Raw genomic sequence first — 12,816 nt, 5'->3', positions numbered from 1 at the left:
AACGAGAGGGCGAGCATGCTCGACATCAGGGGAGTCACCAAGAGCTATGGCATCAGAGAGGTACTCACCGACGTGAGCTTCACTGTCGGGGACGGCCGCATGACCGGCTTCGTCGGCGCCAACGGCGCCGGTAAAACCACGACAATGCGAATCATTCTCGGCGTACTCTCGCCGGATACGGGCACCGTTTTCATCGACGGCGTGCCGGTCACCGCGAGCGACCGCCGCCGGTTCGGCTACATGCCCGAAGAGCGCGGCCTCTACCCGAAGATGAAGGTCGCCGAACAGCTGGTGTACCTGGCGCGCCTGCACGGGCTGACGCCGGCATCCGCTCGCCGCAATACTGCCGACCTGCTCGAGCGTCTCGGGCTCACCGAACGCGCCGGCGACACCGTTGAGTCACTCTCGCTCGGCAACCAGCAACGCGCGCAGATCGCCGCCGCGCTCGTGCACGATCCCGAGTTTCTCGTGCTCGATGAGCCATTCTCCGGCCTCGACCCACTCGCGGTGGAGGTCGTGATGAGCGTGCTCGCCGGCTACGCCGCCCAGGGCGCGCCCGTGCTGTTCTCCTCGCACCAGTTGGACATCGTCGAACGGCTCTGCGACGACCTCGTCATCATCGCCGACGGCGAGATTCGCGCGAACGGTTCCCGCGAGGCGCTGCGCGAGCAGCACAGCAGCCCCCGCTTCGAAATTCGCACGCAAGGCGACACTGGCTGGGTCCGCTCGCAGCCGGGCATTACCGTGATCGACTTCGACGGCGACTTCGCCGTTTTTGAAGCCGAAACGGATGCCGCCAGCCAGGCCGTTCTGCAGCACGCGATCACGCTCGGCGCCGTTCACAGTTTCAGCCAGCAGAGGCCCACCCTCGCCACCATCTTCAAGGAGGTCATCGCATGAGCAACGCTACCCGCCCGGTGCACACCGCGCCCACCTTCGCCCAGAGCGTTTGGCTGGTCTCCAACCGGGAGATCACGGCCCGCCTGCGCAGCAAGTCCTTTCTGATCGCGACCGGCATTCTGCTGCTCATCTCCGTGGCGTCGGTCGTCGTCGGCAGTCTTCTCAGCCAGAACACGACTCTGACCAAGGTCGCCGTCGTCGGCACGGCCATCAGCGTCGTCGAACAGACCGAAGCCTTCGACATCGTCGAATCCGACACGGTCAAGGAAGCCGAAGCGCTCGTGCGCGACGGCTCGGTCGACGCGGCCGTTGTGCCCTCTGGCAGTGCCGATTCGCTGCTCGGAATCACGGTGATCGCCCTGGATTCAGCGCCGATCGATGTTCTCGGCACGCTCAGCGTGAGCCCCGATCTGAAGATTCTCGAGCCGGCCTCGCAGAACGGTTTTCTCGCCTACCTCGTTGCCATTGGCTTCGGCATCATCTTTCTCATGTCGGCGACCACATTCGGTGCCACTATCGCCCAGAGCGTCGTCGAAGAAAAGCAGACCCGCATCGTCGAAATTCTCATGTCGACCATCTCGGTGCGGGCCCTGCTCGCCGGCAAGGTGCTCGGCAACAGCCTGATGGCGTTCGGGCAGATCGTGGCCATCGGATTGCTGGTCTCCGTGGGCTTGGCAGTGACTGGGCAACGGGTGCTGCTGGCCGATGTGGGCCCGGCCATCATCTGGTTCGCCGTGTTCTTCGCCTTCGGATTCGTGCTGCTCGCCTCACTCTACGCGGCCACCGCCTCGATGGTGTCACGGCAGGAAGACGTCGGCTCGGCGACCTCGCCGGTGCTGTTCCTCGTCATGATCCCGTACTTTCTGGTGGTCTTCTTCAACGACAACCCGCTCGTGCTGGCGATCATGTCGTACGTTCCGTTCTCCGCGCCGGTCGGCATGCCGGTGCGAATCTTCCTCGGTGACGCCGAGTGGTGGGAGCCCGTGGTCTCCCTTGTCGTGCTGGCCCTGTCGACGATCGTGGTGATTCTGATCGGGTCGCGCATCTACTCCAACGCGCTGCTGCGCATGGGCGCCCGGGTGTCGCTGCGCGAAGCCTTGCACAAGTAGGGCGGACAGCCAGCCGAATGCGGGAGGATGGAGGGGTGACCCAACTCCATGATCTGTCCTCCCGCGGTTTCGCCTCCGATAACTACTCCGGCATTCATCCGGAAATTCTGGAGGCGATGAGCCAGGCCAACGGCGCCCACCAGATCGCCTACGGCGAAGACGTCTATACGGCGCGGCTGCAGGAGGTCTTCGCCGACCAGTTCGGCGCCGGCGTCGAAGCTTTTCCGGTGTTCAACGGGACCGGCGCCAACGTCACCGGGCTGCAGTCGATGCTGCCGCGCTGGGGCGCCGTGATCTGCTCGGCCACGGCGCACATCCACAACGACGAGGGCGGAGCCCCCGAACACGTCGGCGGGTTCAAACTGCTGCCGGTGGTCACCCCCGACGGCAAGCTCACCCCCGAACTCATCGATCAGGAAGCCTGGGGCTGGGGCGATGAACACCGCGCCCAGCCGCTCGTCGTGGCCATCACGCAGACCACGGAGCTCGGCACCGCGTACACCGTTGACGAAGTGCGCGCCATCGCCGATCACACCCATTCCAAGGGAATGACGCTGCACATGGACGGTGCCCGCATCTCCAACGCCGCCGCGAGCCTCGGGGTGCCGCTCCGCGCCTTCACCCGTGACGCCGGCGTCGACGTGCTCAGCTTCGGCGGCACGAAGAACGGCATGATGCTGGGTGAGTGCATCGTGGTACTGAACCCGGCGACATCCACTGGCTTGAAGTTTCTGCGCAAGTCGAACATGCAGCTCTCCAGCAAGATGCGCTTCGTCTCGGCGCAACTGATCGCGCTGCTCGAGCGCGACCTGTGGCTGCGAAACGCCTCCCATTCCAACGCAATGGCGGCCCGGCTGCGCGGCGCTCTCGAAGGCGCCCTTGCCGATGGCACCATCACCGGCCTGGCCTTCAGCCAGGCCACCCAGGCCAACGCCATCTTCGCTACCCTGCCGGCCGGCGTCGCCGACCGGTTGCGCGAGTCGTTCAGGTTCTATGACTGGGATGCGTCGAAGAATGAGGTGCGCTGGATGTGCGGCTTCGACACCACCGAGGACGACATCGACCAGTTCGTCGCCGCGATCACCCGGGAGTTGTCATGACCTTCAGGGACCAGCCCTGGCTCGCCTCGTACGCGCCGGGCGTTCCCGGCACGATCGAGGAGACCACCGAAACCCTCACCGACATGATGGAGACCTCGGCCGAACGGTTCGCACCGTGCATCGCCCTGGACTTCTTCGGCGAGACCACCACCTACGCCGAGCTGGGCGAGCAGATCTCCCGCGCCGCCAACGGCCTGCGCAAACTCGGAGTGAGCCCCGGCGACCGCGTTGCCATCGTGCTGCCGAACTGCCCGCAGCACGTCGTTGCGTTCTACGCGGTGCTGCGCCTCGGCGCCATCGTGGTCGAGCACAATCCGCTCTACACCGACCGGGAGCTGCGCCACCAGTTTGAAGACCACGGCGCGAAGGTCGCCATCGTCTGGGACAAGGTCTACGAGTCAGTGCGCACTTTTCCGGGTGATATGGGGGTAGCGGATGTCGTTACCGTCGACCTCACCCGCGCGATGCCGTTCTCGAAACGGCTGGCTCTCAAACTGCCGATCAAGAAAGCCCGGGATGCCCGCGCCTCGCTCACCGCCGCACCCGGAAAGGGCGCAATCACCTGGGAGTCGATCGCGGGCGCTCGCAAGCTGCACCCCTCGCACCAGCGCCCGCTGCTGACCGACACCGCCGTGCTGCAGTATACCAGCGGCACGACCGGCACCCCGAAGGGCGCCATTTTGAGCCACTACAACCTGCGCGCCAACGCCGCGCAGGGCTCCGCCTGGGTGGCGGGCCTCCGCCCCGGCGATGAAACCGTCTACGGCGTATTGCCGATGTTTCACGCCTACGGCCTCACCCTGTGCCTCACCTTCGCGATGAGCATCGGCGCCCGCCTCGTGCTGTTTCCGAAGTTCGATGAGAAGCTCGTGCTCGACGCCGCCAAGCATGCGCCGCCCACCTTTCTTCCGGCAGTGCCCCCGATCTACGACCGCCTGGTCACGGCCGCAGCAAAGAAAAGGGTGAGCCTCGCCGGCATCCGCTTTGCGATTTCGGGCGCCATGAACCTGCCGGTGTCGATCGTGGAACGCTGGGAGAAGGCCACCGGCGGACTGCTGGTCGAGGGCTACGGCATGACCGAGGCGTCACCGATCGTGGCCGGCAACCCGATCGGCCCGAGCCGCCGCCCCGGAACGGTGGGCGTGCCGTTTCCGAGCACCGACATTCGCGTCGTCGACCCCGACGACCCCACGGTTGAGCTCGGCTTCGAAGAAGAGGGCGAGCTGCTCGTTCACGGCCCCCAGGTCTTCTCGGGCTATTGGGACCGGCCCACCGAGAGCGCCCAGGCGCTGCTGCCCGGCGGCTGGCTGCGCACTGGCGATATCGTGCGGGTCTCCGCCGACGGCTTCATCACCGTTGTCGATCGCATGAAAGAGCTCATCATCACCGGCGGTTTCAACGTGTCGCCGTCCGAGGTGGAAGAAGCGCTGCTGTCGCACCCCGACATCACCGATGCGGCCGCGGTCGGCCTTCCGAGCGCGAACGGCGGCGAAGACGTCGTGGCTGTGGTGGTACTGCGGTCCGGTACGGAACTCGACGTGGCCGCGGTGCGCGAGTACTGCCGCACCCGCCTGTCGGCCTATAAGGTGCCGCGCCGCATCGTGGAGGTCGACGACCTGCCGCGCAGCCTGCTCGGCAAGGTGCTGCGCCGCGAGGTGCGAAACCGTCTGCAGGGCAAGTAGCCGGCGCAGCTAACCGTGGTTGGGGCAGTAGGACCGTAGCTGCTTTTGGTACAGGGTCTCCGGAAGGAAGTCCTGCACCTCCCCCATGGTCGGCGCCGGCGTCGGCTGCCCACACGCGAGCATGGTGGCGATGAGGCCGTTCGTGGTTGTCGTGAGCAGTCCGGAGCCCACCTCGCTGCCGGAGCAGCTCAGGTCGAAGGCAACCTGAATCTGATTGGTTTGAAAACCCATGATGGTTGTCCCCACGAGTGGAACGGACGGTTTCGCCGCCTCGAAGTCAACCTGCGGATGCCCGAGGTCCGTCGTCTCCGTCTGCCCGGTGACCGAGCGTGGCCGGCTCCGCATCCTGCATTGGGTGCCAGGTCAGTTGCGCATCGTGCTGGCTGCAGGCAACCGGTTCCGGGCTCGAAACGGATGCCGTCGGCGTCACGTCCGCAGGGAAGAAAGCGCTGCAGCCGGCCAGCGCGACCACGATCGTGGTCGCCACTGCCAGTACTCCGACGGAACGAGACCTGGCCTGATTCATCACGGTCCCACCCCTTGTCGTCACATCGCGTAATGACACCCTAGACGGAATAGTGCGCAGTCTGCAGCGTTATAGATCGTGGGTCAACGCAGCCCCGCCTACGTTCCTCGATCAAAGGATTCGCCCATGACCCTCATTGCAGACACGAACCGTCGCGCCGACACCGCATCTCCTCTCATCGAGATCCTGGCCGAGCGCTGGAGCCCGCGCGCCTACGACAAGAGCGCTGTCATCGACGAGGCCACCCTCACGACCGTGCTCGAAGCGGCCCGTTGGGCTCCCTCGGGCAGCAACCGGCAGCCGGCCCGGTTCATCGTGGCTCGGCGCGGTTCGGCGAGTTTTGTCAAGATCCACGATGCCCTCAAGGGGTTTAACCAGGTGTGGGCCGATTCGGCATCCGTTTTGATCGTCAATGTGGCGCAGCTGCCGGCGGAGGGCGAACGCCAGAACCCGTGGGCGCGCTACGACCTCGGCCAGTCCGTTGCGCACCTGTCGATTCAGGCCCAGCACGAGGGACTGCACACGCACCAGATGGGCGGATTCGACGGTGCTGCCATCGCGGCGGCCTTCGACCTCACCCCCGAGCAGGACGTCGTCACCGTCACGGCGCTGGGAGTGCTTGGCAATGCCGACGATCTCACCGCCGAGCTGCGCGAGCGCGAGGTTGCTCCCCGCACCCGCCTCCCCCTCAGCGAGTTGCTCCTCAGCAACGACTAGTTCTGCCCGTTTTGCGAGAGCGCAAAAAGTGCCCGTTTGAACACGTCAAACGGGCACTTTTTGCGCTCTCGAGGGGCGGCTAGGGGCGGAGGAGCACCTTGATGGCCCGGCGCTCGTCCATCGCGGCGTAGGCCTCGGCCACCTCAGCCAGCGGCAGCTGCAGGTCGAAGACCCGGCCAGGGTTGATCTGGCCGGAGAGAACCTCCGGCAACAACTCCTCGACATAGCTCCGAACGGATGCGACGCCTCCGTTCACCCCCACGTTGTTTCCGAAGAGGGTGCGGATCGGCAGTTCGGCGCCGCCGTTGGGAACGCCGACGTAGCCGACCATTCCGCCGGGGCGAGCCGAACGAATGGCCTGGTCCATGGATTCCTGGGTTCCGACGCACTCGAGCACATAGTCGGCGCCGATACCGTCGAACAGGGCCTTGACGGCGGCAACACCCTCATCGCCGCGCGCTTCGACAATGTCGGTCGCGCCGAATTCGCGGGCCACAGCCTGGCGGTCGGCGTGGCGGGACATGGCCACGATGCGGCTCGCACCGAGGCGCTTGCTGGCAAGGATGGCGCAGAGTCCGACGGCTCCGTCACCAACGACGACCACGGTTGAGCCCGGCTCCACGCCAGCCGAGACGGCCGCGTGGTGCCCGGTGCCCATGACGTCGGCGAGGGTGAGCAGGCTTGGAACGAGGTCATCGCTCGGAACGGTGGGCGTGGCAACGAGCGAACCATCGGCGTGGGGAACACGCACGCGCTCGCCCTGGGCTCCGTCGGCGAATCCGCCGAGCTGGTCTTCGGCGCCCCACCAGCCGCCGTTGAGGCAGGAGGTGCTCACGCCGTTCTGGCAGTTGACGCAGGTGCCGTCACAGTCGTAGAAGGGGGCAATGACGAAGTCTCCCACCTTGATCGTCGAAACACCGGCACCAATGGCTTCGACGATGCCGACGAATTCATGGCCGATACGGTGCGGCTCTTTGGTGGGGGCGATCCCCCGGTACGGCCACAGGTCGGACCCGCAGACGCAGGCGGCGACCACCCGAACGATGGCATCGCCACCGGTCGAGAGGACGGGTTCGGGAACTTCTTCGAGGCGAACATCCCGTTCGCCATAAATCACAGTTGCGAGCATTGTTCGAGCCTATCCGGGCGAACCTGTGCCTCGCCTCCGTGTTCGTTGTTCGCGCGAGAGCGGGAAATGTGCTGCTTCAGTGCTGCTGAAGCGACGAATTTCCCGCTCTCGCGTCACGGGTTAGAGCAGGTCTTCTTCGAGGGGAACATCGAGCAGCGCGGGAGCGGATCCCACGGTGAGCGCATCACCGTCTTCCGCGAGCGCCACCAGCACCGTGTCGCCGTCCCGAATATCGCCGGCGAGCAAGGCCCGCGCCAGGCGGTCGTCGATCTCGCGCTGCATCAGGCGCCGCAGTGGACGAGCACCGTAGATAGGGTCGTAACCACGCTCGGCCAGCCAGCGGCGGGCATCCGGTGTCACGGCCAGCTCGAGGCGGCGCTCGGCGAGCCGCTTCTGCAACCGGTCGACGTCGAGTTCGACGATCTCACCGAGCTCTTCGGTCGTGAGCGAGGAAAACACCACGATGTCGTCGAGCCGGTTGACGAACTCGGGCTTGAAGGCCTGCCGCACCAGGCCCAGCACGGCCTCCTCCTTCTGCTCCAACGACAGGGTCGGATCGACCAGAAACTGCGAACCGAGGTTTGAGGTGAGCACGAGGATGGTGTTGCGAAAGTCCACCGTGCGACCCTGGCCGTCGGTGAGGCGACCGTCGTCGAGCACCTGCAGCAGCACGTCGAACACCTCGGGGTGCGCCTTCTCCACCTCGTCGAACAGAATCACCGAGTACGGGCGACGCCGCACGGCCTCGGTGAGCTGCCCTCCCTGCTCGTAACCGACATACCCCGGAGGCGCTCCGACCAGGCGGCTCACCGAGAACTTCTCGCCGTACTCACTCATGTCAATGCGCACCATGGCTTTTTCATCGTCAAACAAAAACTCGGCGAGCGCCTTGGCCAGCTCGGTCTTGCCGACGCCGGTCGGGCCTAGGAACAGGAACGATCCGGTCGGCCGGTCGGGGTCGGAGATGCCGGCGCGCGAACGTCGCACGGCATCGGCCACCGCCCGCACGGCGCGCTTCTGGCCGATCAGGCGGTGGCCGAGCTCATTTTCGAGGTTCAACAGCTTGTCGGTTTCACCCTGCAGCAGCCGGCCGACCGGAATTCCGGTCCAGGCGGCGACCACGGCGGCAATGTCCTCGCTCGTGACCTGGTCGTTGACCATGCGCGGGCCGACGGATTCTTCCTTCTCGGCGTCGGCGAGCGCACGTTCCATCACCGGGATATCGCCGTAGAGCAGCCGGGAGGCCTTTTCGAGGTTGCCCTCACGCTGGGCCCGGTCGGACTCGATGCGCGCGGTGTCGAGCCGCTCGCGCAGTTCGCCGACCCGGTTGAGCGAGGCCCGCTCGTTGTCCCAGCGCGCCTGCAATTCTTTGAGGCTGGCCTGGCGTTCGGTCAGATCATCGCGCAGCTTGACCAGCCTCGCCTTCGAGGCGTCGTCCTTCTCCTTCTTCAAGGCGAGCTCTTCGAGCTTCAGGCGGTCGACGCTGCGCCGCAGCTCGTCGATCTCCACCGGCGAGGAGTCGATCTCCATGCGCAGCCGGCTCGCGGCCTCGTCGATCAAGTCGATGGCCTTGTCGGGCAGCTGGCGCGCGGTGATGTACCGATTCGAGAGGGATGCCGCGGCCACGAGAGCAGAATCGGCGATCGTCACCTTGTGGTGGGCTTCATAACGTTCCTTGAGTCCGCGGAGAATGGCGACGGTGTCTTCCACCGACGGTTCGTCGACGAGCACGGGCTGGAAGCGGCGCTCGAGCGCGGCGTCCTTTTCGATGAATTCGCGGTACTCGTTGAGTGTGGTGGCGCCGATCAGGCGCAGCTCGCCACGGGCCAGCATGGGCTTGAGCATATTGCTGGCCGCGACGGAACCTTCGCCGCCGCCGGCCCCCATGAGGGTGTGCAGTTCGTCGACGAAGGTGATGATCTGCCCGTCGGCGTCGTTGATCTCCTTGAGTACGGCCTTGAGCCGCTCCTCGAACTCACCGCGATACTTGGCGCCGGCCACGAGGGCGGCCAGGTCGAGGGAGACCAGCTGCTTGTCTTTGAGCGAGTCAGCCACGTCACCGGCCACGATGCGCTGGGCCAGCCCTTCGACCACGGCGGTCTTGCCGACGCCGGGCTCCCCGATGAGGACCGGGTTGTTCTTGGTGCGCCGGGTGAGCACCTGGCTGATCCGGCGAATCTCGGCGTCGCGCCCGATCACCGGGTCGAGCTTGCCACTGCGGGCGATGTCGGTGAGGTTCACCCCGTACAGTTCGAGGGCCGTCTTGGCGTCTTGCTGCGGTGGTTGCTGACCGGCTTGCATGAGCTGTCTCCTCTAAAGTTGAGCCTTGCTGACTCAAGTTTAGTACCAGACGGCTGGCCACCGAAATAGGCAGCCCAGGACTAAATAATTGAGCAGTTTGTTCGGCAAATCGCCCCTGGAACCAGTCAAATAATGCAGTTTGTGTCGTTCATATTGGTCGAATTGTCAAACTTCTGCCCGTTCACTACGCTCTGAATCAACCCGTCATTGCCGACGTCCTACTCGACGCGCATGTCTGGCACGCCCGTCACGAGTGAGGTTGAGAGATTATGGTGCAGCAACGCGAAGCCATCAGCAGGCTGCCCGCCTACAAGCAGGGCACCGCGGCCGGCGACTCGGGGGCGTATAATCTCTCCAGTAACGAGAATCCGTACCCACCGCTCGCCTCGGTAACGCAGGCCATCGCATCCGCTCTCGGGGAGATTCACCTGTACCCGAGCATGGCCGTCGCCGAGGTCACCGAGCGCATCGCGGAGCGGTTCAACGTATCGAGCGACAATGTGGCCTTCGGAGCCGGGTCGGTCGAGGTGTTGTCACAGATCATCCACGCGAGCGCGGGGGCCGGCGACGAGGTCATCTTCGCCTGGCGTTCGTTCGAGGCCTACCCAATTCTGGTGCAGGTTGCCGGAGCGACGCCCGTCGCGGTCGCCCTCACCGCCGATGAGTGCCACGACCTGCCAGCCATGGCCGACGCCATCACGAGCCAGACCCGGCTGATTTTGGTCTGCAACCCCAACAACCCCACCGGTGCGTTCGTCACGGCCGACGAACTGCACGCCTTCATGGCGCGGGTGCCCGAGAACGTGCTGGTCGTCGTCGACGAGGCCTACGTGCACTTCAACCGGGACACCGCCTCGGCCGTTGGCATCGACTTTTTTCGCCGCTACCCGAACGTGGCCGTGCTGCACACTTTCTCCAAGGCCTACGGCCTGGCCGGTCTGCGCATCGGCTACGCGATCGCGCCCACCGCGGTCGCGGCCAACCTGCGCCGCGTTGCCCTGCCGTTCGGCGTGACCGCCCTCGCCCAGCGCGCCGCCCTCGCCTCCCTCGACGCCGAAGCCGAGCTCACCCTGCGCATCGACGAGATCGTCGCCGAACGCACCAGGGTGCTCGCCGCACTACGGGCGAGCGGATGGCGCGGCGCCTCCTCGCAGGGAAACTTCGTTTGGCTGCGCACCTTCAACGACACCGACCGGGTAAACGCGGTGTTCATTGCCGAAGGTATCCTGGCTCGGGCTTTTCCCGGCGAAGGCCTGCGCGTGACGATCGGCACGGCAAAGCAGAACGACCGTTTCCTGGTCGCCGCGAGCGCCGCTCTCACTCCCGCCGCCGTCTAACCACCCTCAACGTTCGGCCGCAGGTTCCCGCGCGCCGTGTCAGCATGAATTCAAAGGAGAATTTTCCAGCATGAAGCACACCAAATCCTTGTCCGGCCTGGCCCTGGTGGCCGCGAGCGCCTTCGCACTGAGCGGCTGCGCGGCCAGCGAGCCGGCAGCATCCACTGCAGATGACATGATCACGATCGGCATCAGCCAGATCGTGCAGCACCAAGCACTCGACGACGCCCGCGAGGGCTTCAAGAAGGCCTTTGCCGACGCCGGCTACGTCGAGGGCACCGACATCGAGTTCGACGAGCAGAACGCGCAGGGCGAGCAGGCCACCGCGAGCACCATCGCAGCCAAGTTCGCCGCCGACAAGGTCGACCTCGTGCTCGCCATCGCCACGCCCACCGCGCAGGCCGCCGCTCAGACCATCATCGACATCCCCGTACTGTTCACCGCGGTGACCGAGCCCGAAGAAGCCGGACTGGTCGCAAGCTGGGAGAAGCCGGGCAGCAACATCACCGGAACCAGTGACCTGAACCCGGTCAAGGAGCAGCTCGAGCTGATTCAGGAGATTCTGCCTGACGCCAAGTCGGTCGGCGTGATCTACAGCTCGGGCGAGGTCAACTCCGATGTGCAGGTTGAGCTCGCCAAGCAAGCAGCGAAGGACCTCGGCCTGACCATCAAGGAAGCCACCGTCACCAACTCGAGCGAGGTCGCCCAAGCCACCGAGTCGCTCGGCGACGTCGACGCCATCTACATCCCCACCGACAACCGCGTCACCGAGGGCCTTGAAGCCGTCATCCAGTACTCCGAGGCGAACCAGATTCCGCTGTTCGGCGCCGAAAACGGGCAGGTCGAGCGTGGCGCCATCGCGACCTACGGCATCAGCTACACCGACCTCGGCTACCAGACCGGCCAGATGGCCATCCGCATCCTCGAAGACGGCGAGAACCCGGCCGACATGCCGGTGGAGACCCTCGACACGATCGAATTCATTCTCAACCCGGTCGCTGCCGAGCGCATGGGCGTGACCCTCTCCGAGGAACTCATCGCCAAGGCCGACCGAATCATCGAATAACAGCCACTCCTCTACCGAAGGAATAACCAGATGAACGCGGCTCTCGAACTCGGCCTGCTCTACGGAATCATGGCGTTGGGTGTCTACCTGACCTTTCGAATCCTCAACTTTCCCGACCTCACCGTCGATGGAAGTTTCACGACCGGGGCCGCCGTAGCCGCGTCGCTCATCATCAACGGCGTGCCCGCTCCCCTCGCCACCCTTGCCGGGGCGGCGTCGGGGGCGGTGGCCGGCCTGGTCACCGGCGTTCTGTACACCAAAGGCCGCATCGACGGCCTGCTCGCGGGCATCCTGACGATGATCGCCCTGTGGTCGATCAACCTGCGCATCATGGGCAAATCTAATTTGCCCCTGTTGCGGGAGGATACCCTGATGACCCCGCTGCGTGACGCCGGTCTGCTTGGCGGGGCCTGGAGCATCCTGATTTTCGCCGTCGCCGCCCTCGTTATCAAGTTCGCGATCGACTGGTTTCTCAGCACCGACCTCGGCCTGTCGATTCAGGCGACCGGCAACAACGAGCAGATGATCCGCAGCCTCGGCGTCAACACCCACCGCACGACCATTCTCACCCTGGCGATCTCGAACGGACTCGTCGCCCTGTGCGGCGCGCTCATCGCGCAGTACCAGGGCTTCGCCGACGTCAGCATGGGCATCGGCCTCATTCTGGTCGGGCTCGCCTCGGTCATCGTCGGCCAGGCCGTCTTTGGGCGTCGCAACATCTTCCTCGCGTCGCTGGCTGTCATCGGCGGCGCCGTCATCTACCGCCTGGTGATCTTCTTCGCCCTCGGCGCCGGCCTCAACCCCAACGACATGAAGCTCATCTCGGCGCTCCTCGTCGTCGCCGCGCTGCTGCTGCCGCGCTGGGGCTTCTTGAAACGCATCCCCTCGCTGCGCCAGATGCGTTCCGCCGCCGCCGTGAAACCTAACTACGTGAAAGCCAACTAGGAGT

General features: G+C 65.3%; 12 protein-coding genes. 8 read left to right on the top strand and 4 right to left on the bottom strand.

Going from position 1 to position 12,816, the window contains the following annotated elements; translation table 11 throughout:
* Positions 1-15: 15 nt before the first annotated feature.
* From CXY78_RS15065 to CXY78_RS15050, 4 genes are read left to right on the top strand one after another with little or no spacing between them, the layout of a single operon-like run.
* Complete coding sequence (locus CXY78_RS15065) at positions 16-900, top strand: ABC transporter ATP-binding protein (protein WP_092338769.1); 885 nt, start codon at positions 16-18, stop codon at positions 898-900.
* A complete protein-coding gene (locus CXY78_RS15060) occupies positions 897-2,009 on the top strand; it encodes an ABC transporter permease (protein WP_104090034.1) in 1,113 nt (370 codons plus the stop codon). Before CXY78_RS15065 ends, CXY78_RS15060 begins: the two co-directional genes overlap by 4 nt.
* Before the next feature lie 17 nt (positions 2,010-2,026).
* A complete protein-coding gene (locus CXY78_RS15055; RefSeq protein ID WP_104090032.1) occupies positions 2,027-3,109 on the top strand; it encodes a low specificity L-threonine aldolase in 1,083 nt (360 codons plus the stop codon).
* Entirely contained in the window at positions 3,106-4,791 is a 1,686-nt protein-coding gene (locus CXY78_RS15050) for a long-chain-fatty-acid--CoA ligase (protein WP_104090031.1), read from the top strand. The genes CXY78_RS15055 and CXY78_RS15050 overlap by 4 nt, the downstream gene beginning before the upstream one ends.
* A 9-nt stretch (positions 4,792-4,800) precedes the next feature.
* Here CXY78_RS15050 and CXY78_RS15045 read toward each other — a convergent pair whose 3' ends face one another.
* Both CXY78_RS15045 and CXY78_RS20810 read right to left on the bottom strand, forming a co-directional pair.
* Positions 4,801-5,022, bottom strand: a complete 222-nt coding sequence (locus CXY78_RS15045) for a hypothetical protein (protein ID WP_140425721.1) — start codon at positions 5,020-5,022, stop codon at positions 4,801-4,803.
* A gap of 46 nt (positions 5,023-5,068) precedes the next feature.
* Entirely contained in the window at positions 5,069-5,320 is a 252-nt protein-coding gene (locus tag CXY78_RS20810; protein ID WP_158253327.1) for a hypothetical protein, read from the bottom strand.
* 123 nt (positions 5,321-5,443) lie between these two features.
* Between CXY78_RS20810 and CXY78_RS15040 the strand changes: the two genes are divergently transcribed.
* Positions 5,444-6,034: a nitroreductase family protein gene (locus tag CXY78_RS15040; protein WP_092338243.1), complete on the top strand. Its 591-nt coding sequence runs from the start codon at positions 5,444-5,446 to the stop codon at positions 6,032-6,034.
* A 79-nt stretch (positions 6,035-6,113) separates the two neighbouring features.
* On the opposite strand, the gene CXY78_RS15035 is transcribed toward CXY78_RS15040, so the two are convergent.
* Positions 6,114-7,163, bottom strand: coding sequence for a zinc-dependent alcohol dehydrogenase family protein (locus CXY78_RS15035; protein WP_092338245.1), 1,050 nt, complete (start codon positions 7,161-7,163; stop codon positions 6,114-6,116).
* 120 nt (positions 7,164-7,283) lie between these two features.
* A complete protein-coding gene (locus tag CXY78_RS15030) occupies positions 7,284-9,464 on the bottom strand; it encodes an ATP-dependent Clp protease ATP-binding subunit (RefSeq protein WP_092338247.1) in 2,181 nt (726 codons plus the stop codon).
* A gap of 269 nt (positions 9,465-9,733) precedes the next feature.
* Here CXY78_RS15030 and hisC point away from each other — a divergent pair, with 269 nt between their 5' ends.
* From hisC to CXY78_RS15015, 3 genes are all read left to right on the top strand, one after another.
* Complete coding sequence (hisC, locus tag CXY78_RS15025; RefSeq protein WP_199182625.1) at positions 9,734-10,801, top strand: histidinol-phosphate transaminase; 1,068 nt, start codon at positions 9,734-9,736, stop codon at positions 10,799-10,801.
* Positions 10,802-10,871: 70 nt separating this feature from the next.
* Positions 10,872-11,867: an ABC transporter substrate-binding protein gene (locus CXY78_RS15020; protein ID WP_092338250.1), complete on the top strand. Its 996-nt coding sequence runs from the start codon at positions 10,872-10,874 to the stop codon at positions 11,865-11,867.
* A 30-nt stretch (positions 11,868-11,897) separates the two neighbouring features.
* Positions 11,898-12,812 (top strand): ABC transporter permease, encoded by a 915-nt coding sequence (locus CXY78_RS15015; protein WP_104090026.1) that lies wholly within the window; start codon positions 11,898-11,900, stop codon positions 12,810-12,812.
* Positions 12,813-12,816 lie beyond the last annotated feature (4 nt).

This window comes from Cryobacterium sp. N19, from assembly GCF_002929595.1.
Classification (GTDB): domain Bacteria; phylum Actinomycetota; class Actinomycetes; order Actinomycetales; family Microbacteriaceae; genus Cryobacterium; species Cryobacterium flavum.
Note: the sequence above shows the minus strand (reverse complement) of the source record. Positions and strands in the feature narration are given on the sequence as shown.